At 40.5% G+C, this 17,428-nt stretch carries 19 protein-coding genes; 6 read left to right on the top strand and 13 right to left on the bottom strand.

Features of this window, described 5'->3' with window-relative positions; genetic code table 11:
* Positions 1 to 43: 43 nt before the first annotated feature.
* On the bottom strand, positions 44 to 424 hold the full coding sequence (locus ACLJX0_RS00990) for a hypothetical protein (RefSeq protein WP_410877777.1): 381 nt from the start codon (positions 422 to 424) through the stop codon (positions 44 to 46).
* Position 425: 1 nt separating this feature from the next.
* Positions 426 to 962 carry a hypothetical protein gene (locus tag ACLJX0_RS00985; protein WP_410877776.1) on the bottom strand — a complete coding sequence of 179 codons (537 nt, stop codon included), beginning with the start codon at positions 960 to 962 and terminating at the stop codon, positions 426 to 428.
* A 141-nt stretch (positions 963 to 1,103) separates the two neighbouring features.
* On the opposite strand from ACLJX0_RS00985, the gene ACLJX0_RS00980 reads away from it, so the two are divergent.
* Both ACLJX0_RS00980 and ACLJX0_RS00975 read left to right on the top strand, forming a co-directional pair.
* Positions 1,104 to 1,622, top strand: a complete 519-nt coding sequence (locus ACLJX0_RS00980) for a ClbS/DfsB family four-helix bundle protein (RefSeq protein ID WP_410877775.1) — start codon at positions 1,104 to 1,106, stop codon at positions 1,620 to 1,622.
* A gap of 61 nt (positions 1,623 to 1,683) precedes the next feature.
* A complete protein-coding gene (locus ACLJX0_RS00975; protein WP_410877774.1) occupies positions 1,684 to 1,881 on the top strand; it encodes a hypothetical protein in 198 nt (65 codons plus the stop codon).
* A 121-nt stretch (positions 1,882 to 2,002) separates the two neighbouring features.
* On the opposite strand, the gene ACLJX0_RS00970 is transcribed toward ACLJX0_RS00975, so the two are convergent.
* Entirely contained in the window at positions 2,003 to 2,509 is a 507-nt protein-coding gene (locus ACLJX0_RS00970) for a dihydrofolate reductase family protein (protein ID WP_410877773.1), read from the bottom strand.
* 86 nt (positions 2,510 to 2,595) lie between these two features.
* Between ACLJX0_RS00970 and ACLJX0_RS00965 the strand changes: the two genes are divergently transcribed.
* On the top strand, positions 2,596 to 2,949 hold the full coding sequence (locus ACLJX0_RS00965; RefSeq protein ID WP_410877772.1) for a winged helix-turn-helix transcriptional regulator: 354 nt from the start codon (positions 2,596 to 2,598) through the stop codon (positions 2,947 to 2,949).
* A gap of 80 nt (positions 2,950 to 3,029) precedes the next feature.
* On the opposite strand, the gene ACLJX0_RS00960 is transcribed toward ACLJX0_RS00965, so the two are convergent.
* The 8 genes from ACLJX0_RS00960 to ACLJX0_RS00925 all read right to left on the bottom strand — a co-directional run bounded on the left by ACLJX0_RS00960 (position 3,030) and on the right by ACLJX0_RS00925 (position 13,879).
* Positions 3,030 to 4,349 carry an alkaline phosphatase family protein gene (locus ACLJX0_RS00960; RefSeq protein WP_410877771.1) on the bottom strand — a complete coding sequence of 440 codons (1,320 nt, stop codon included), beginning with the start codon at positions 4,347 to 4,349 and terminating at the stop codon, positions 3,030 to 3,032.
* 10 nt (positions 4,350 to 4,359) lie between these two features.
* Positions 4,360 to 5,778: a tetratricopeptide repeat protein gene (locus tag ACLJX0_RS00955; RefSeq protein WP_410877770.1), complete on the bottom strand. Its 1,419-nt coding sequence runs from the start codon at positions 5,776 to 5,778 to the stop codon at positions 4,360 to 4,362.
* 9 nt (positions 5,779 to 5,787) lie between these two features.
* Entirely contained in the window at positions 5,788 to 8,943 is a 3,156-nt protein-coding gene (locus ACLJX0_RS00950; protein ID WP_410877769.1) for a TonB-dependent receptor domain-containing protein, read from the bottom strand.
* Positions 8,944 to 8,950: 7 nt separating this feature from the next.
* Positions 8,951 to 9,547 carry an RNA polymerase sigma factor gene (locus tag ACLJX0_RS00945; protein ID WP_410877768.1) on the bottom strand — a complete coding sequence of 199 codons (597 nt, stop codon included), beginning with the start codon at positions 9,545 to 9,547 and terminating at the stop codon, positions 8,951 to 8,953.
* Positions 9,513 to 10,499 (bottom strand): FecR family protein, encoded by a 987-nt coding sequence (locus ACLJX0_RS00940; protein WP_410877767.1) that lies wholly within the window; start codon positions 10,497 to 10,499, stop codon positions 9,513 to 9,515. Before ACLJX0_RS00940 ends, ACLJX0_RS00945 begins: the two co-directional genes overlap by 35 nt.
* 266 nt (positions 10,500 to 10,765) lie before the next feature.
* Complete coding sequence (locus ACLJX0_RS00935; RefSeq protein WP_410877766.1) at positions 10,766 to 11,008, bottom strand: hypothetical protein; 243 nt, start codon at positions 11,006 to 11,008, stop codon at positions 10,766 to 10,768.
* A 303-nt stretch (positions 11,009 to 11,311) separates the two neighbouring features.
* A complete protein-coding gene (locus ACLJX0_RS00930; protein WP_410877764.1) occupies positions 11,312 to 12,808 on the bottom strand; it encodes an acyl-CoA dehydrogenase family protein in 1,497 nt (498 codons plus the stop codon).
* Between the two features lie 207 nt (positions 12,809 to 13,015).
* Positions 13,016 to 13,879 carry a helix-turn-helix domain-containing protein gene (locus ACLJX0_RS00925; RefSeq protein ID WP_410877762.1) on the bottom strand — a complete coding sequence of 288 codons (864 nt, stop codon included), beginning with the start codon at positions 13,877 to 13,879 and terminating at the stop codon, positions 13,016 to 13,018.
* A gap of 160 nt (positions 13,880 to 14,039) precedes the next feature.
* Between ACLJX0_RS00925 and ACLJX0_RS00920 the strand changes: the two genes are divergently transcribed.
* Positions 14,040 to 14,612 carry a Crp/Fnr family transcriptional regulator gene (locus ACLJX0_RS00920; RefSeq protein ID WP_410877760.1) on the top strand — a complete coding sequence of 191 codons (573 nt, stop codon included), beginning with the start codon at positions 14,040 to 14,042 and terminating at the stop codon, positions 14,610 to 14,612.
* Positions 14,613 to 14,683: 71 nt separating this feature from the next.
* Positions 14,684 to 15,661 carry a quinone oxidoreductase family protein gene (locus tag ACLJX0_RS00915; protein WP_410877758.1) on the top strand — a complete coding sequence of 326 codons (978 nt, stop codon included), beginning with the start codon at positions 14,684 to 14,686 and terminating at the stop codon, positions 15,659 to 15,661.
* 98 nt (positions 15,662 to 15,759) lie between these two features.
* Here the strand turns inward: ACLJX0_RS00915 and ACLJX0_RS00910 are convergent, their stop codons facing one another.
* The gene (locus tag ACLJX0_RS00910; protein ID WP_410877756.1) at positions 15,760 to 16,134 is read right to left on the bottom strand and encodes a hypothetical protein; all 375 of its coding nucleotides are present in this window, start codon (positions 16,132 to 16,134) and stop codon (positions 15,760 to 15,762) included.
* A 37-nt stretch (positions 16,135 to 16,171) separates the two neighbouring features.
* Complete coding sequence (locus ACLJX0_RS00905) at positions 16,172 to 16,654, bottom strand: hypothetical protein (RefSeq protein ID WP_410877754.1); 483 nt, start codon at positions 16,652 to 16,654, stop codon at positions 16,172 to 16,174.
* A 274-nt stretch (positions 16,655 to 16,928) separates the two neighbouring features.
* Between ACLJX0_RS00905 and ACLJX0_RS00900 the strand changes: the two genes are divergently transcribed.
* A complete protein-coding gene (locus tag ACLJX0_RS00900; protein WP_410877752.1) occupies positions 16,929 to 17,411 on the top strand; it encodes a hypothetical protein in 483 nt (160 codons plus the stop codon).
* Positions 17,412 to 17,428 lie beyond the last annotated feature (17 nt).

Genomic DNA, 17,428 nt, shown 5'->3' with positions numbered 1-17,428 from the left:
ATTGACAAAAATAAGGGGACCAAATCAAGAAATGTCCAATTGCTTATTTTAATCGATAAATCACACCAAAAAACAACGAAGTTAGTGCATAACCGATCATAATTTCTACTTGAGGCAATCGAAATAAAAACGAAAAGGTCAAGATAATACCAACTAAAGCAATACTATTTAAGATCCATTTAATCGTCTTATTGGGTACGCTTCGTTTTTTTAAGTAATAATCAGCTACCCCATAAATGAGATAAGTGGGAAAAGAAAAAACCACGCTTACGAGTAATGTAATAGGGTATACTTCCACCAATCCGACAACTTGATATGCATTTTCTCGAATAAGATACAGCAATCCTTGGGCTACACTAGGAGCAAGTAATAAAGTACTGAGGCAATGCCGAAGTACATAGTTCCAATGCAGCTTATTTTTCATCTTACTTTAGTTTTACTTGTAACAGTTCTAACCACTTCGCTCGATCATTGACCACAAAACGGCATTCTTGATCCGCCAATTTCACCTTCAAGCCATTGTCGATAACGCCTAGGGTTCTACATGGTTTAATGCTTTGCATATCAGCAAAGGCAATGCGCACTGTTTTCTTGGTAAAATTAAATTTATGGGAATGAAAAAGCAGATAGTCTTGGGTGATGCCTAATTTTCCACCAATCGCCTGTCCGCTTAAAAATAAATTAGCCACGCCATAGGCTTCTAAGGTTTCGTCTTCTTCTAAGGGTAAATCCAACTTCAGTAGGATTCCCTTTGTCATCTTCTTAATAAAGAAATAAAAAACCAAGGAGAAAAATAAACCAAAAAGTAAGCCTTTTACGAGATAGTAGTACCACGCTTCGAGGCTTCGGTCAAACAGCCAGTCCAACAGTACACTCAAAATCGCATAGGTAACAATCACGAGACTTACAATCTTAATCGCGTCTTTTTTACTTACCCCTAAGGCATCGTCTCCAATTTTCATCTTTTTTTGTTTAGTCGTGTTTAAAGATACGGATAAAATAATACCTATTTCTACGAAGAACCAAACTTATTTTAACTACTTTTTAGCGTCAACCATCCGTTGTAAAAACTTTTGTACCTTTAGTTTTTAAAATAGCACCCTATGTCCGTTCCCACCACAAAAGCAGCACTTCAGCACGCCATCGTTACGGAATATACCAAGCTCAAAAAAGAGCTTGTTTCGATTCCGCAAGCGCTTGCCACAGCCCAAACCTTTGACGGGCATGCGAAAGACACCCAGATGAGTCTCTGTGATTTACTGGCTTACCTCATCGGTTGGGGGGAACTTGTGCTCCAATGGGTTGACCACAAAGACCGCCATCTACCTGTTGATTTTCCTGAAACGGGATACAAGTGGAATGAATTGGGGAAACTAGCCCAAAAGTTCTACCGCGATTATGAAGCGCTGGATTATCTGCAATTGCAAGAAAAGTTAGATCAAACCGTCGATGCGCTTTTGCTGTTAATCGAACGCAAATCCAATGCTGAACTCTATGAAGTGCCTTGGTATACCAAATGGACCTTAGGACGAATGATTCAGTTTAACACCTCTTCTCCTTATGCCAATGCTAGAGGTAGAATACGCAAATGGAAAAAAGAACAGTTCAATAATCCTCGATAAATTACGGCGATAAAACCAGTTTGCTGTCGTTCACGAGCTGGCCACTACCTACTATACCGAAATGTATTATGTCGGGGCATTTGGTCGTGCCGAATTGACTCCTTATACGATAAGCCCTAAGGTAGGGCTTTCGCTCTTTACTTTTTTTGAAGTAGACTTGGGTTACGGATTTCCGATCGCAAATAAAACAGGCTATCGTCCAATCAAGGGGTTTACGACCTCCATTCGCTTTAATATTCCTCTAAATACGAAACTGTAAAGAGAAGGCGTTGTACTTTCTTGGCGATGAAGCTAGTTTTCTTTTTGAATATTAAAACCTAAACGATCTTCTTCTTTTGAAACATCAGCTAAGGTACCGAAAAGACTCCTCTCACTCTTTTCTATTTTACGGCAGTCAAATGCAATTGAACAAATCCATATTGGGTTCGTGCATCTTGTATATGGAATGCAGTATGTAGTGCAGGATTCGTACCTACGACTCCTTCATTCCCAAGTAGTATGGGATTGATATTGAGATATAAATCGGTTACTAATTCCTGATCAATAAAGGCGTTAAAGGTTCCTACTCCTCCGCCAATAGCCAATTCACTGGCTCCTTTTGCTTCCATATAAGACAGGGCTTCTGCTGGACTAGAAACAAAGGTATATCCCGCTACAGCAGGCCCTTTAGACAACACCAGGATCTCAATGCCTTGAAAAAGCGCTTTTACCTCTGCCGAGAACGTTTGGAAATGGTCAAATGTTTGCCTCCCTATGACGAGGTTGCCTACTTGTTGTGCATAATGAAGGTAAAAATCAAAGGCTTCTTGGGGCACTTGATAGCGGGGATCATTGGACACTAACGCTCTTCCATTGGCTGATACATTGGCAATTACGGTTACTTTCATCTTGTATTTTTTTACGGTTTGTACAAAACTACGGCACACTTCTGTTATCTTTGCTATGACTTACCTCGAGGAAAGGAACCACAAGTATGACAAAGCAAACAGACACTCCCGTATCAAAAGAAGAGATATTGGCCTTACAAGACGCCATCGAATTGTTTCGTGGGAAATGGAAATTTTGTCTCCTCCATCATTTGAGTACCTCAGAATCCCTTCGATTCAAAGATTTACAACAAAAGGCTACAACGATATCTCCCAAGGTATTGGCGAAAGAATTGCAGGACTTAGAAGATCACTTATTGATTACGCGTACGGTCAATCCGACCAAACCCATTACGGTATCTTATCGCTTAACTCCCCATGCATTGGAAAGTCAACCTGTTTTAGCCTCATTGCTCGAATTTGGCTTAAAACACAGAAAAAAAATTAAAGACAAGCCTTAATTACTTTAGGCTAAAGCATAAAAAAAGAGCGAAGACTACGTCTCCACTCCTTTTCCGTTAAAATAAAATCACTTCACTTCCTATTTTGATTCAAATAGCGGCAGGGAAACCCCTTCTGCTTCTTCCAAGTCAAAGTTCAGTACCTTACTAATGATGACAGGAATATCTTCTAAATTAAGTTGATCAATGACTAGCCCTGCTTTGATTCCTTTGCCATAAGCGACAAATCCGGTGTAAATTTCATGGAAATTGGGGTAATAGCCGTGTTTTCCTCCTTTAGCAGGTGATAGCACCGCTCCAGTTGTTTGATTGGAAAACGCATACCCTAATTTGCCTGATAGGGCTACTTTTGCCTTGGTTTCTCCACCTCTAGCGCGAATCAGAGGTTCATCAATCAATTCAAACATGGCTTGGTAGCGTTCAGGAAGCTGGCGAATCATCTTGATTACTTCCGCTACAATTTTTTGATCCTTGGGATTCTTCACTTGCAAGACAGTACTTCCACCTGTGGAAAAGAAAAAGGCTCGATCCAAGAGTCCAGCTTCTTTCAACCAAATATTTGGTGCAATACTAAAATCCGTAGATACAAATCCATGATCCCCTGTTACAATCAAGAGGGTTTGCTCGGCTAATCCTGCTTGATTCACTGCATCCCATATATTGCCCAAGGCTTTATCAGCCCCTGCAATGGCACGGGCTACCTCATCTCCTTCTCTTCCTTCGCTATGTTGGGCTCCATCCGTATTAGGCAAATGAAGCGTTAACAAATGAGGCTTGTAGGTCTTAATCAGGTAAGCGGCACTGCGTCCTAAATTCTCATCCATCGCCAAGCTACTCAAGTTTAACTGGTTGTAGTGAATTTGCCCCAAGGCTTGCGTCAAGATTTCATCAAACAAGCCTTTAGGGGTTGCATATAACTTTGTTGGGGTAATACGATCCATCGGGCGTTTAAAATCCCATATTTCGGGTATATTGTAATCAATAAAGGCATTGTGTAGGGTGATGGGCCAAGATACCGAGGCTGTAGTCAACCCCTTTGCCTTTGCCTTCTCCCAAATGGTTGGTACCAGGATATCCTTACTGTCATAAATCCACTCCCCAGGCTGTCCATTTTCTCCTACGGTTGTATTGTAATGTATCCCGTGTTTATGTGGCAAAGTACCTGTAGACAGGGTGGTATGAGAAGGATAAGTTACCGAAGGAAAAATCGTGCGTACCCCATTAGCGGATACTCCATTTTTGGCCATTTGCTTTAAGTTGGGCGTACCCCATTGCGCTTCTTGGTAAAATTCTGGACGAAATCCATCAATACTCACCAAAATCACGTGTTTAATTTCCTGTGCCCAGCTGGTAGATCCCCCTACCAAACTCAAGCATACTGCTAGGATTATTTTTTTCATCGTTCTTTTCTTAATTAAATAAAGGCATGATATAAGGGCTATTCTTGTGCGCTACCAACACCTTATTCATGTCGTACTTCATCGTTACGGTTCCTGTGGCTGCATCGGTTGTAAAATCGTCCATTCCTGCTTTAGCTGGAATAAAATCGGGAATTAACGCCTTGGTATAGGCTGCTGTCACATGCGCATTATTGCCTTCTTCAATTTGCGAAATCGGATACTTAATCCCCAAATCACTCAAACGACGTCCTTCACTGATAAAGATTTCTTGACGCAACAAATAAATGGTGTACAACAAGTCATCCGCAGTAGTAATACCTTCGATTTCAGCCTTAGTAACTTTGGTTCCCGATACTTTACTCACCAGTATTTTCCCTTTTTGACGATCCAGGACATAACCTTCTTTTTCAGGTGAATTCGCATCAAAACGCACCTTGACTTCTTTCAGTGGATAATCCGAACGGATTCCCCCATTTCTCGTTTCTTTTTTATCGTCTACTAATTCTGTAGGTCTAGCTGCTACCACATCCAACAATTGGTTGAGGTAGTGCTTACTCCCTGCGATATCCTGATTGGCTAAGGCAATTTCAGCCAGTATTAAATACCCTTCTTCTCCTTTAGCTAAGGCTAAGGCTTTTTGATCGTTTTGTGGTGTTCCTACGGAGAAAAACTTCGGATCTAGGTAATCCAAACGCGGTAAAGGCGCTAAGCGATTCGGCAGAGCGTCATAGGTGGCATTTTGCATTTCATTGGGTACGCTATTTTTGCCGTCAAACAGAATGTTATACAGCAAATTAGGTGTAGCAATGGCCTTTGTTGCATAGTCTTGCGCCTCTACCTTATTTCCTAAACGATAATGCGCACGGGCGATAAACAAGGCGTAGGCATGTTTACTATCCGCTTTGGTCTCCAATGCATACGCTTTTTCAAGGCCTTCCACTGCTCTTTTCAACATTTCTTCTGCTGGAATCACTTTTCCTAAATTCGATTCAGGTAAACCTAGAAATAACTCTCCGCCTACTAAATTCGCATATCCTTTACAAAAATTGAGGAAAGCAATATCCGTTTCTGTCAGCGTTGGATCTTTCGGCAGTACCACTTCTAATCCATAGGTTGCCATTTCGCGCAGGGCTTGAATACTTGCTTGTAGGTTATTGACATCTGGATCAAAATAATCAATCTGTGGTTGATCAAATACTTTGGAATATTGGGTGTAATTATTGAAGTAATTATCGGAGGTAATTTCTGCATTAATCACAATAATATTCGTGGTTAATGCTAATTGTTTTTGCAGTCCAATTATCCAGCTATGCCCAGCATTGGGTTTATTTAAATAGTTGTCTTCGGTTACGTAGGGATTATCCACACAGCTCACCGTCGTTAAGGCTAAGGTAAAAACGAGACTTAAAGCAATACTTATTTTTTTCATGATAGTCGATTAGAAATTAATTTTAATAGATCCTAAAAATTGTCTAGGTGCAGAGTACGTTGCATAGGCAATTCCTCCTGTAGAAGCTCCTCCTTGTCCTTGAGCAGCTCCACTAATCGTGGCTTCCGGATCAAAAGAAGAAGCGGTAAAATTGAAAGGATTGGCTACGGTAAATCCAAACGTAATCGATTGGTACAGGCTCGGATTTGACGGTCGTAAATAGTAAGACAATCCGATTGTTCTAATTTTCAGGTAATCGGTTTTTTCCACGAAGCGATTGGTCAAGTTTAGCCAATTTGTTCGTCCGTTTTTCTCGATTTCTTCTTGAGGTACAAAATCATCAGAAGCCCCATAATTATATCTAAACTGGGCATCCCAATTGGCCGCATACCCTCCTGTTTGGTAATTGGCATTGGCAAATAAACTCCAATTTTTATAGCGCAAATTCAATCCAATATTTCCAAATACTTCGGGAATTGTATTACCCAAATACGCCTGTGGAATCGTCTCTTGTAAGGTACCATCCTCACCGATGACTCCGTAGTTACCACGGATAAACCCCACAGATCTTCCTTCTTCTACTACCGTTTGTAACGTTCTAGAACTGAATCCATTGATATTAAAAGCAGGGGCTCCACCAGTACTTAACACTTTATTTTTCAAAGTATTAACTGATCCAGTAAGGGTAACATTCCAATCCTGAGCTTGTACCACTTCCAAGGCAAAGTTCATCTCAAATCCTTTGTTTTCAATTTCCCCTATGTTGTACAATTGACTCTTAGTATAACCACTTGACGGTGCTGGTGGCACATAGAATAAGGCATCTTTTGTTTTAGAGTAGTAGTACCCCACAGAAAGCGTTAAGCGATTATTCCAAAAAGAAGCATCAATACCTGATTCCCACGTATGTGTTTTCTCCGGGCGCAAATCATCATTTCCAGGTTGACTGAAACGTGTGGCTTGCTCGCCCAAGTATCCATCAAAAGCCACCGTTTTTTCATTGGCATAAGCTGGAGGTAAATTTCCCGCTACCCCATAACTTCCGCGTAATCGCAAAGCATTAACTGTTTTATTGGCAAACCAACCTTCTTGTGACAGCATATACGACACTCCTACTTTTGGATAGTATTGTACGCCAATATTCTTACCAAAAGACGGGTTGCGATCTCCACGTACCCCTAAATCCAAGAATAATTTGTCTTTATATCCTACATTTTCAGATAGATAAAACCCGTAGTTCAGCACTTCACTGATGTATTCATCACTAGTGCGAATAGCGGCTTCTGAAATAGAATACGCACCATCTCGAATATTGCGTCCTTCTATCAGGGTTTGGTTATCTGAATTGCGGAACAATTGCCCTCCAACAGTAGTAATGAAGGAGAAATCATCGATATTCATACTGTGTTGTCCATTGAACTCCACCGTCAATCCCAAATACTTGCGCTGTATTTTTTGAATACTCCCCTGATCTTTAATCAGCTGTCCTTTGGTTGCTGTTAAGTACTCATTCGTTTCTATGTTCTCCTGATCTTGAATGCGGTAATCCAACCCTCCGACCAATTTAAACGATAGATTTTCCAACGGGTTATACTTAAACTGTTGAGAGGTAGTAAATCGATTCACAACAATGTTGTTGTCTTGTAATCGTTCAGCGTTATGGACAAACTCCTTCATCGTTTCAAATTCTGCGTCAGTCAATTCATCTAGGCGATTTTTGAATCCAGGTCCCGTTACTTTAGAAGCGCCATCTTCGGCGAACCACAAGCCCGTATAGCCTCCTTGATTTCCATTTCTATTGCGCTTGTAGGCATTGTGTACATAGAGGAAGGAACTTTCATAAGTCACGTTTTCAGACAGTTTGGCGTGAAAACCAGAACTTAAATCAAACTTTTGATTGGCATTTTGCTTATAAATTTGGACCCCTGAGGAGTTTTGGTAACTCGTAGAGAAGTTGTACCCAAATCCACTATCTGATTCACCATTGAGGTTTAAGCGATATTTCTGATAAAACCCATTTTCAAATAGTAAGTCTTTGGTGCGGTCAAAGTATAAGAAATCTGTGGTTGGGGTTTCTACTCCCATTTCGGTATATAAATTGACATACGTTCCAGGCATTCCTCTCTTCTTGGTAAAGATCTGGATTACCCCATTGGCTGCATCCGATCCATACATGGTAGTGGCTGCTCCTCCGTTGATAAACTCAATCTTTTCAATATTGTCCATCGGAATATCAGCAATCGAACTCATGGATGCTCCTTGTGCACTTCCACCTAGTGAAGCACGGGTATTGTTGTTGTCCAAACGTACCCCATCAATGTAAATAATGGGTGTACTACTCAAAAAGGCCGAGTTTACCCCACGGGAGCGAATCAAAGATGTAGACCCCGCTTGTCCGCCCGTTAGGTTAATCTGTGCATTGGGCAATTTTGTGGCTAATAATTGATCCACACGTTGTGCGGGAATCTTTTCTAGTTCGCTCGCCTTAATTACGGTGACGTTATTAGCTAATCGCTTTTTCTGTACATCTGCTCCTTGTCCCGTCACGACAATCTCACTCAACATTTGGTTGTCTTCTTCTAACTTGACTAGGATATTTTGGTTGTTTTTTGCAAAACTCAAGTCTTTTGTTTTATACCCCATAGACGAAAAGGAAAGGGTAATCGGCGCTTTGGTAACGGTCAAGGTAAATTGCCCGTCCAAATCAGTGACCGCAATAAATTCATTGTCTTTGTCGCGCACATTCGCACCAATGAGTGGCAGTCCCTCTTGATCCACTACTTTTCCTTTTAACGTCAAGATTTGCTGTTGCTGTACTTGATCCTTCGTCTTGACTAAAATCTGGTTGCCTTGCGTTTGAAAAGAAACATTAGCCTTGGTTCCGATATGGTTTAACAAGGTTTCGAGCGACTCATAGGCGGTGTCAAATTCGTAGGTTTTATCTACGGGAATATCCGCAGTAATATAAACAAAGTGTTGCTGCGTTTGCGCTTCTACTTGATCAAATACTTGCTTAAGTGTCGCCTGATTTTGGGTTAATTTTAGTTTCGTTGTTTTCTTTACTTGCCCTTGGATCTGCTCGTTTGGGACGACAGTTAAGGGGGAAGCTTGGGTTGCTATACTCGCTAAGGTTAAACTAGCCAGTAAAACGCTTTTTTTCATCATGGTGTTGTTATTTAGTTTTATTTGTTTGGGTTAGTAGTAGGGAAATCGTCTTCAAGGCAATGTGCATATGACTTTCGATGGTCTTGACCGATAAATCTAATATGTCAGCAATCTGCTGGTATTTGAGTCCATCTACTCGACTCATCTCAAAGATGCGCCTTGATTTGGGTGGAATCTTGTCGATAATCTGTAAAAGCGCTTGTCTCAAATCGGCTTCTTGTTCGGATTGAATAATCTCATCTTCAATGGTCGAGACGTAATGCTTGTGCTCCACGGTTTCAAATTCTAAATCCAACAGCGTTCGTCTAGTGGTTTTCTTTTGTTGAAACAGCATATTCTTGGTCATCGTGAAAATGTACACCTTGGGGTTTTCAATCCTGCCCAATGTTTCTTTGTTTTGCCAGATATAGTAAAATACATCGGATACTTTTTCTTCGACGAGATACAGGTCTTTTTCATAACTGAGGGCAAAGCGACATAAATACTGGTAATACTTGACGTAAAATTGTTCAAAAGCGAGTCTATTTCCCTGCGCTATTTGGCGAAACAACACCAGGTCATCTTCTGGCTTAGGGTTGCTTTTTGGATAGAGAATCTTGGGCATATGGTTCGATTAAATAATGGGAATGAGTAAAAGTGATGGAGCAATTGGCAACGAAAGCCAAGGCTTGGATGAATTCTTCTAACGTGGTTTGATCAAAGACACCTGTTATGCGTTTCTGTGCCAAAATAGGATCTTGAATCACAAAAGAAACACCGTAAAATTGGTTGATTTGTACCAAGGCTTGAGCTAAAGGAATATTGTCAAAGATTAACTGTTCTTGACGCCACCCCATTTCTTGAGCGGCATCAACCTTAAAGCGCTTGACTTCTCCCAAGGTCGTATTCCACAACAATTGCTCATTGGGTTTGAGGTAAAGCTGTTCCCCCGTACTCAATTTAGCTAGTACTTTCCCTGACAATAAGGTGACACGTTTTTCTTGACCCAACGTATTGACACTGAATTGAGTGCCTACTACTTCTACTTCTAAGTCTTCGTGTTTGACCAAAAATTTCTGATCTACCTTTTTGACTACATCAAAATAGGCCTCTCCTTCAAGCCAAACTAAACGCGTCGTGTCTGTTTGTGCAAATTGTAAACGCGCCTGTCCATTGAGCTTAACCACACTGCCATCGGCTAAGGTGATTGTTTTGCGTACTCCTGCAGTATTGGTATACAACTGATACTCCACAGGCATAGTTGAGCCATCGGGTAAAAACAAAACATAGGTCAACATAAAACTGCTGATTAATACTAGTATCGTACAAGCGAGTTGTAAATATCGGGTGGTATATTGGGTCTGGTTCTTGCGTTGTTTGTAAGAGTTTTCTTGGGCTTGTTGCCAAATCTCACGATTCGTAGGATACGCTTTCCACAACAAACGATACGCATCATAGGTACTTTTCAACTCTTCGTCAAAAAGCAAATCTATTTCAAAAGTAATGCGTTCTTCTTCTGTATATTCTCTAGCGATATACTGAATACATCGGTGTTTATTTAGTTCTTGTTCACTCAAAACAAATCAGTAGTTTGGTTTAGTAAAGGAGTGAAATAATTGATTTTACACCTAGAATTTAAGGTTATTGAATTGTTAGGGAATTATTATGGTTTTTTGGGGATTGGGTGAGGTTGGTGAGGATTTGTTGAGGTTTGGTGAGATGGGTGAGGTTGGGTGGGATTGGTGAGGTTAGGTTAGGTTGGTGAGGATTGGGTGGGGTTGGTGAGGATTGGGTGAGGATTGGGTGAGGTTGGGTGGGATTGGTGAGGTTGGGTGAGGTTGGGTTAGATTGGTGAGGATTGGGTGGGGTTGGTGAGGATTGGGTGAGGATTGGGTGGGATTGGTGAGGATTGGTGAGGTTGGGTGAGATTGGTGAGGATTGGGTGGGGTTGGTGAGGATTGGGTGAGGATTGGGTGAGGATTGGGTGAGGGTTGGGTGAGGGTTGGGTGAGGTTGGTGAGGTTGGTGAGGATTGGGTGAGGATTGGGTGGGGTTAGTGAGGTTGGGTGAGGACTCACTATGGACACATCAGTTTTTTGTTGGTTGTTCTTTGCTTTTTTTTTACAGTTTAGGTTTAACGGTTAACAATTTTGATCACTTTATCATTTGCCAAAAACCCTCACCAAATCTCACCAAATCTCACCAAATCTCACCAAATCTCACCAAATCTCACCAAATCTCACCAAATCTCACCAAATCTCACCAAATCTCACCAAACCTCAACAAACCCTCAACAAACCCTCAACAAACCCTCAACAAACACCAAAAATAAACCACAAAAAAAAGTCCAGTATAACTACTAGACTTTTTTTATCTATTGAAGGTCTCCTTTAAAAACGAGTCCAATCTGAATTTGCTTGATAATCCACAATGGGATCTACATCATTTTGCGCACTAAACTGACCGTAAAAGGCAGCCATATCTGCCTGTACCTGTTGACGGGTAATTTCGACTAATTGCGGATTAAAATCTTCCATTTCCTGCACAAACTGGAACGCAATCACGCGAGATAGCATTCGACCAATTAACAACATACTGCGTTGTTTGATTGTATTATCTACAGTAAAATCGAAATAAGTACGAAATACTTCTACACTCATATGGGTACGCTCATAGCCTTGCAAGAAACGATATAGATTTGTTTCTTTTTCTTTTCGCATCAACTTCAGTATTCCTTCTGCGATTTGTGTGTACAGCATTTCATTGGATCCTTCAAAAATTTGGAAGGGTCTACAATCTACTAGCGAACGCCCTGCAATATGGTCCAATCGATAGCCGTTGGCTCCTGCTAATTGCAAGCTAATTTGAGCCGATTCTTGCATCAAATCCGTCACTACCGCCTTCAACACATTTGCCTCAATACTCATTGTTGCCAAGTCGTGCTCAATCCCACTCGTTTCTACACTAAAAATACACATACCCGAACACAGCGTATACGCCGCTTGAATTTTCGCAATTTGATTCTTAACTGAATCAATACTCAATAAAGGAACCCCACCTACTCGTCTTTCTTGGCAATGTGCCAACGATTCGTCTAACAAGCGTTGGATAAAGCCCAAGCCCATGCCTGGAAATTGCAATCGACTGCGATGCAGCGTATCGAGCATTAATTTAATTCCCGTACTTTCCGTTACCAATTTCTGTTCTGCAGGAATCGCAATATCAATTTCGTTGATGCCATACGGAATGGCGTATAATCCTAAATTATTATAGCGATGCGTCATGGGAATATGTTGATCGGCTCTGTTGTTTTCAGAAACAAAAAAGTCAATATCACGAGATAGCTCTCCATTGGCTTTGCTTTCTCTCGCGGTTACCAACCAAAAATCAGCGGCACCACTTAATCCTTGCCAGTGTTTTTGTCCTTTAATGTGAAACATTCCGTCTTTCTGATGAAATTCCGTCTTCATATTCAAGGCATCGCTTCCATGTGCTTTTTCCGTAATCATCAAGCCTCCCATGGCTTTATTTTCCATAAACTGTTGAAAAACACGTTGCTGCACTGCTGGTTGCCCATACTTAGCCAACGGTTCCAAAAAAAGTGCAATGTTGATACCAAACATCAACGAAAGGGGCAACGATTCATACGAAGCAGCCGAAAGTATCTGTAGGCATTCCTTTACTTTTACTCCTCTTCCGCCAAACATCGTTGGGATAGCCACAGACAAAGGCTTTTCATCCATAATCTCTTCTACTAATTCAGCAGGGAAATCACGGTTCAACCCCATATCATTATAGTTGTACTTTTCGCGAAATAAATATTTTAATCGCTTCTTAAATTCTGCGATGTAAATACTAAAATCAACCTGTTCTATTACTGCATTCATGTCTATACTCCTTTTCAATTAAAAATATTTACTTGCTTGACTATGACTTCCTTTGGGAAATAAAAAAACAATAAACCATTTGTTTCTCCCAAGAGAATATCACAATCAAACCCTAGTTGAACAAATATAAGAAGCTGAATACGAAACAAATATGATAGTTTCGATTAAATATAGGACAAAACGTGCATGATTAAAACACAAAAGCCGCTACATTTTTCTGTACTCTGAAGGAGTAATACCCACATTTTTTTTAAAAAGACGCGCGAAATAAGACGGATCGACAAAGTCGAGTTCATAGGCAATGGTCGCAATACTCTTATTTGTTTCTAGCAGTAAAAGTTGGCTGTGAATAATAGCAACTTCTAGAATAAGCTGTTTGGATGATTTTTGATATACCGCAGAAACGCAGCGATTTAAGTAGTTAATCGATACGTTAAGCTGATCCGCATAAAAATCAACCGTCTTATGTTTATTAAAATGCAAGTGAACAAGTTGCTTAAAGGCGATGGCTATCTCTTGTTTTCGCTCGATTGATCGGGTGGAATCTGACAATTTAATTACCATCAAGGCAATAGTTTTAAATAGACTCTCGTACAGTTCTTTATAAGGAGTTTTACTGTGAATTTCACTATACAACAAATCGAGTAAACTGCTCAAAGCAGCACTGTTCTGTGCATTGAGATTGAGCAATGGAGAGATGGTAAAAATATTTAAAATTTGCGTTTCTCGAAACATGGAGGTCATAGCGTGTTCTTTAATCAACACACAATAGCCTTCTGCAGACTTGTCTACCGATTCAATCGCCGAGATATAGCCATAATTACACAGCAATACAGCAGGGGCTTCTACCTTAAAAATAGTGGAATCAATGCGTTGGGTAAAATACCCTTTGGTCAGGTGAATCAACATATTGTATCCAAAAAAAATAGGAGGAATTGGAATTTTAAGGTAAGGGGCAATATCCTTTAAGGCAAAAATTTTAATCGGGGTATGAATATAGGTCAAATGGTTCCTACTCATGTCCATGAACTTGGAAACAAACTCATCTGCATTAATTTGATTGTCTATCATACCTAAGAGATTTATTCAAATTTCATCAATTGAATTGAATTGACAATAAAAAATAAGCAAATTTGCACAACTTTCATTTATTTTTAACGCTTTTCGATCCAAAACCTCGTGTTTTTGCCCTATTTTAGTCCTTGCTAATCCAACAGCAAAAAAGTAACCTATGTTTGAGAAAGTAGATCGAGATGCTCGCATCAGCCAAGAATTTATCAGCCAGTATAAACCCTATTTTACGCCCGCTTCTTATCCAGCTAAGACCATACTTTTACAAGAGGGAGAAGTGGCAACAAAGGTCTTTTGGATTGAGAAAGGCTGTATGCGCGTATGGCTGAACAAAGATGGGCAAGAAATTACCTTTCAATTCTTTTTAGAAAACAGCCTAGTGTCTTCAATCGAGAGCTTTTGGAAGGGCATACCGAGTAAATTTACCTTAGAAACCATCGAACCCACACAGGTTTGGGTTGCCCATAAAGAAGACATTCAACCCTTACTCGAGGAATCCTTAGCTCAACCCGCGTACCGAGATTTATTTATCGATGTCCTCTTTCAACGCACCTTTGACTATGTCAATCGCAGCCTCTCTTTTGTACAATCTACCCCCGAACAGCGCTATCTTGAACTTTATGAGACTCGCCCCGCGCTGATTCAACGTATCCCACAGCATTATATTGCTTCCTATATTGGCGTGTCCAAGGTACATCTGAGTCGCCTAAAAAGCAAATTAGTCAAAGGCTGATTTAATAACAAATGTTATCGCCCACACCCTAACGACTATCCTACTTTTACCTCAACTAAAAAAAGAAAGATATGAAAGCCGTTATCGTCAAAGAAAAAGGACAAACACCCATTTACACCACTGATTTTCAATCCGTAAACACAACTACCCCACAAGGGGTACTCTTGCAGGTGAAAGCCGTATCCATTAAAAATTTAGATCGAGCCATCGCGAGTAGTCAGCACTATTCAGTGAGCAGTAAGCCCTTTGCTCCTTTTGTCATTGGAACCGATGGAGTTGGCGCACTTGAAGATGGAACCCTAGCCTATGGTTTTGGATTACAGGGTATGTTGAGTGAATATGCGGTTGTCAATCAATCCCAACTCGTTCCACTTCCTACGGGTATAGATCTGGCTTTAGCTGCTGCCCTACCCAATGCCTTGATGGGGTCTGTTATGGCGTTGCTGTTGCGAGCCAAGTTCAAACCAGGAGAAGTGGTACTCATTAATGGAGCCACCGGTGTAACGGGGCAAGTTGCTGTTCAAATGGCCAAGCATTACGGTGCATCCAAGGTTATTGTAACCGGACGACATACGCCTACCTTAGACCAGTTAAAAACACTCGGCGCCGATGAGGTTATCGCACTTCAGGAAGATCAAGAGGCCTTAATCCACGCCTTTCACCGCGTGCACCGAGAAACACCCCTAGATGTGGTGATTGATTACCTCTGGGGAAACAGTGCTGCTGCTATTCTATCCGCACTAAAAGGAAAAGGACACTACCAACACCCTACGCGTTTTGTCAATGTAGGCGCTATGTCGGGCGATCTGCTTCAATTGTCTTCCTCTATTTTACGTGGCACAGATTTGATGCTATTGGGATCGGGAATTGGCAGTTGGACACCCCAAGAAACCGAGCACTTCTTTCAGGTCTTGCTACCAGAAGCCTTTGAATTAGCCGTAAAAGGACAATTACACCTCGATACGGTTTCGCATTCTTGGCAGCAGATTAGCACCATCTGGGACAAACCGCTAGCTAATGGACAACGCTTGGTGATTACCACCGATTAACCGCTCACCAACTTCCAACGCTACTTCCTTGCAACAATAAAAAGAAAAGGCCTTACACTCCATCGTGCTAAGGCCTTTGTTTGCTTTAATATCGTAATTTATGCTTCTTGAGTATGTTGCGCTTCGATTTCTTTACTCCTGTATTTCAATCGGATCAGTTTGTGTTCAATTGCCATCATATCGTCATTCACTTGTTTAATATTCCAATAATACGAGATGGGAAGGAGAAATAAAAATAGAATCCCCATGGGCCATACCGCTTCCGCATAGCTCTGCCTTTCTATTAAGGCGCCTCCTTTCAATGGAAAATAAGGGCTTCCAAAAACAAAGATAAGCCCAACCACGATAGAACGTAGGCTTGGCCATTTTTTACGGGGTAGTTTTCTCAATTCCTCTCGAAGTTTTTTTTCTTCAGCTTCTAATTCAGCCTTTGATAGTTGGCTGTAATTTGGTTCGTCTGTTTTCGTTTGCATCAGGTGATGTTATAGTTGATTCTCTTTTATACTCGATTCATACTCCTTGCTCCAGCTCAAAATCATAGGTTTGAGCTTGCAAAAAAGAACGTAGTTGATTGTAGTTTCGGTATTCAAATTCGCGAAACTTATGCTGTCTTTGGGTTTGTTTATGGATCACTATAAAGATTCGCGTTTGAGGATTGTGTTGAATGTTCTCTCGTCCTTCTTGAATATAGACCTCCTCCTTCGTCATATGCCAGGGTGGACCAAACAAAGGAGTGATTTTTATTTCTCGATCCGAAATTGCAAGGCTTTTGCAATTGGAAATCAAATAATACTGGGTACACCCAAACAAAAGGAGAAGAAACACAAGAGCCATTCGATCGAATACGACTTGGTCAAAATAGCCTTTGAACACAATACCTTCCTTCATAAAGAGCAGATACACCAATCCACACAGAAATACCGTATTCAAGATAAAGAATAGCGGATAAAGAAAGAAAAATTTAAAACTGTATTTCGATTGTATGATGTCCATATGTACCTTGCTAATCAAGGTTCGAAGGTAGTATTTTCTTTGGGGATGCAAAAAAATGAGGAGGTAAAAAATCCTTTTAAAATCAAGGCCAATCAATAAAAAACGTCTTTATGTAGTCCTTATGTAGAATTAGTACAATACGAACTACAATTACACACAAAAATACTCTTACCTTAGTATCAGTATATTGTGTAGCGTCTTGCTTGTAGCAGGCAAGAAACGACAAGAACTTAAAAATTAATGCTACTTTTATGAACAAATAACAGACTCAACTATGACTAACACTATCCTTAGAAATAATGCATTGGTATTTTCCTTTCTAACGCTACTATTTTTAACCAACTGTAAATCTGACGATTGTTCAGGGTTAGCGAATTCTGTTCCACCCTATGAAACCATCTCTTTGCACTTCGTAGACCCAAAAGGAAATGATGTTTCATTGGATACCAAACAAGTGACCTTCACAAGTAAAGACCAAAGTGAACAACTGGAATATCAAACGGCTTCATCTTTTGTTGGTTTTTCCCTTCACATCAAAAAAAATATTCCTGTAAATACCATTGAAATTGCCTATAACAAAGAGGATATCTTGGTACTGGATTATACCAAAAAGAAAACACAAGTGGAGTGTCAGGGTACCTATTATTATATTGATGATCTTTCCCTTACAAGTGTATCAGAGCACTACAAGGTAAAAAATCAACAGACAGCTACAGGTGTTTTTTACTTTGTGATTGAAGTAGCAGAAAAAATGTAGCAAAAACAAATGTAGCA

The sequence above is a fragment of the Myroides sp. DW712 genome, assembly GCF_046557355.1.
Taxonomy (GTDB): Bacteria; Bacteroidota; Bacteroidia; order Flavobacteriales; family Flavobacteriaceae; genus Flavobacterium.
Note: the sequence above shows the minus strand (reverse complement) of the source record. Positions and strands in the feature narration are given on the sequence as shown.

Bases quoted from the DNA above. Each gene is read 5' to 3' on its own strand.
- ACLJX0_RS00965 (WP_410877772.1), top strand. From the start codon at position 2,596: ATGACAAAGCAAACAGACACTCCCGTATCAAAAGAAGAGATATTGGCC.
- ACLJX0_RS00930 (WP_410877764.1), bottom strand. From the start codon at position 12,808: ATGAATGCAGTAATAGAACAGGTTGATTTTAGTATTTACATCGCAGAA.
- ACLJX0_RS00980 (WP_410877775.1), top strand. From the start codon at position 1,104: ATGTCCGTTCCCACCACAAAAGCAGCACTTCAGCACGCCATCGTTACG.
- ACLJX0_RS00915 (WP_410877758.1), top strand. From the start codon at position 14,684: ATGAAAGCCGTTATCGTCAAAGAAAAAGGACAAACACCCATTTACACC.
- ACLJX0_RS00925 (WP_410877762.1), bottom strand. From the start codon at position 13,879: ATGATAGACAATCAAATTAATGCAGATGAGTTTGTTTCCAAGTTCATG.
- ACLJX0_RS00960 (WP_410877771.1), bottom strand. From the start codon at position 4,349: ATGAAAAAAATAATCCTAGCAGTATGCTTGAGTTTGGTAGGGGGATCT.
- ACLJX0_RS00985 (WP_410877776.1), bottom strand. From the start codon at position 962: ATGAAAATTGGAGACGATGCCTTAGGGGTAAGTAAAAAAGACGCGATT.
- ACLJX0_RS00910 (WP_410877756.1), bottom strand. From the start codon at position 16,134: ATGCAAACGAAAACAGACGAACCAAATTACAGCCAACTATCAAAGGCT.
- ACLJX0_RS00975 (WP_410877774.1), top strand. From the start codon at position 1,684: ATGTATTATGTCGGGGCATTTGGTCGTGCCGAATTGACTCCTTATACG.
- ACLJX0_RS00900 (WP_410877752.1), top strand. From the start codon at position 16,929: ATGACTAACACTATCCTTAGAAATAATGCATTGGTATTTTCCTTTCTA.
- ACLJX0_RS00990 (WP_410877777.1), bottom strand. From the start codon at position 424: ATGAAAAATAAGCTGCATTGGAACTATGTACTTCGGCATTGCCTCAGT.
- ACLJX0_RS00920 (WP_410877760.1), top strand. From the start codon at position 14,040: ATGTTTGAGAAAGTAGATCGAGATGCTCGCATCAGCCAAGAATTTATC.
- ACLJX0_RS00950 (WP_410877769.1), bottom strand. From the start codon at position 8,943: ATGATGAAAAAAAGCGTTTTACTGGCTAGTTTAACCTTAGCGAGTATA.
- ACLJX0_RS00945 (WP_410877768.1), bottom strand. From the start codon at position 9,547: ATGCCCAAGATTCTCTATCCAAAAAGCAACCCTAAGCCAGAAGATGAC.
- ACLJX0_RS00970 (WP_410877773.1), bottom strand. From the start codon at position 2,509: ATGAAAGTAACCGTAATTGCCAATGTATCAGCCAATGGAAGAGCGTTA.
- ACLJX0_RS00955 (WP_410877770.1), bottom strand. From the start codon at position 5,778: ATGAAAAAAATAAGTATTGCTTTAAGTCTCGTTTTTACCTTAGCCTTA.
- ACLJX0_RS00905 (WP_410877754.1), bottom strand. From the start codon at position 16,654: ATGGACATCATACAATCGAAATACAGTTTTAAATTTTTCTTTCTTTAT.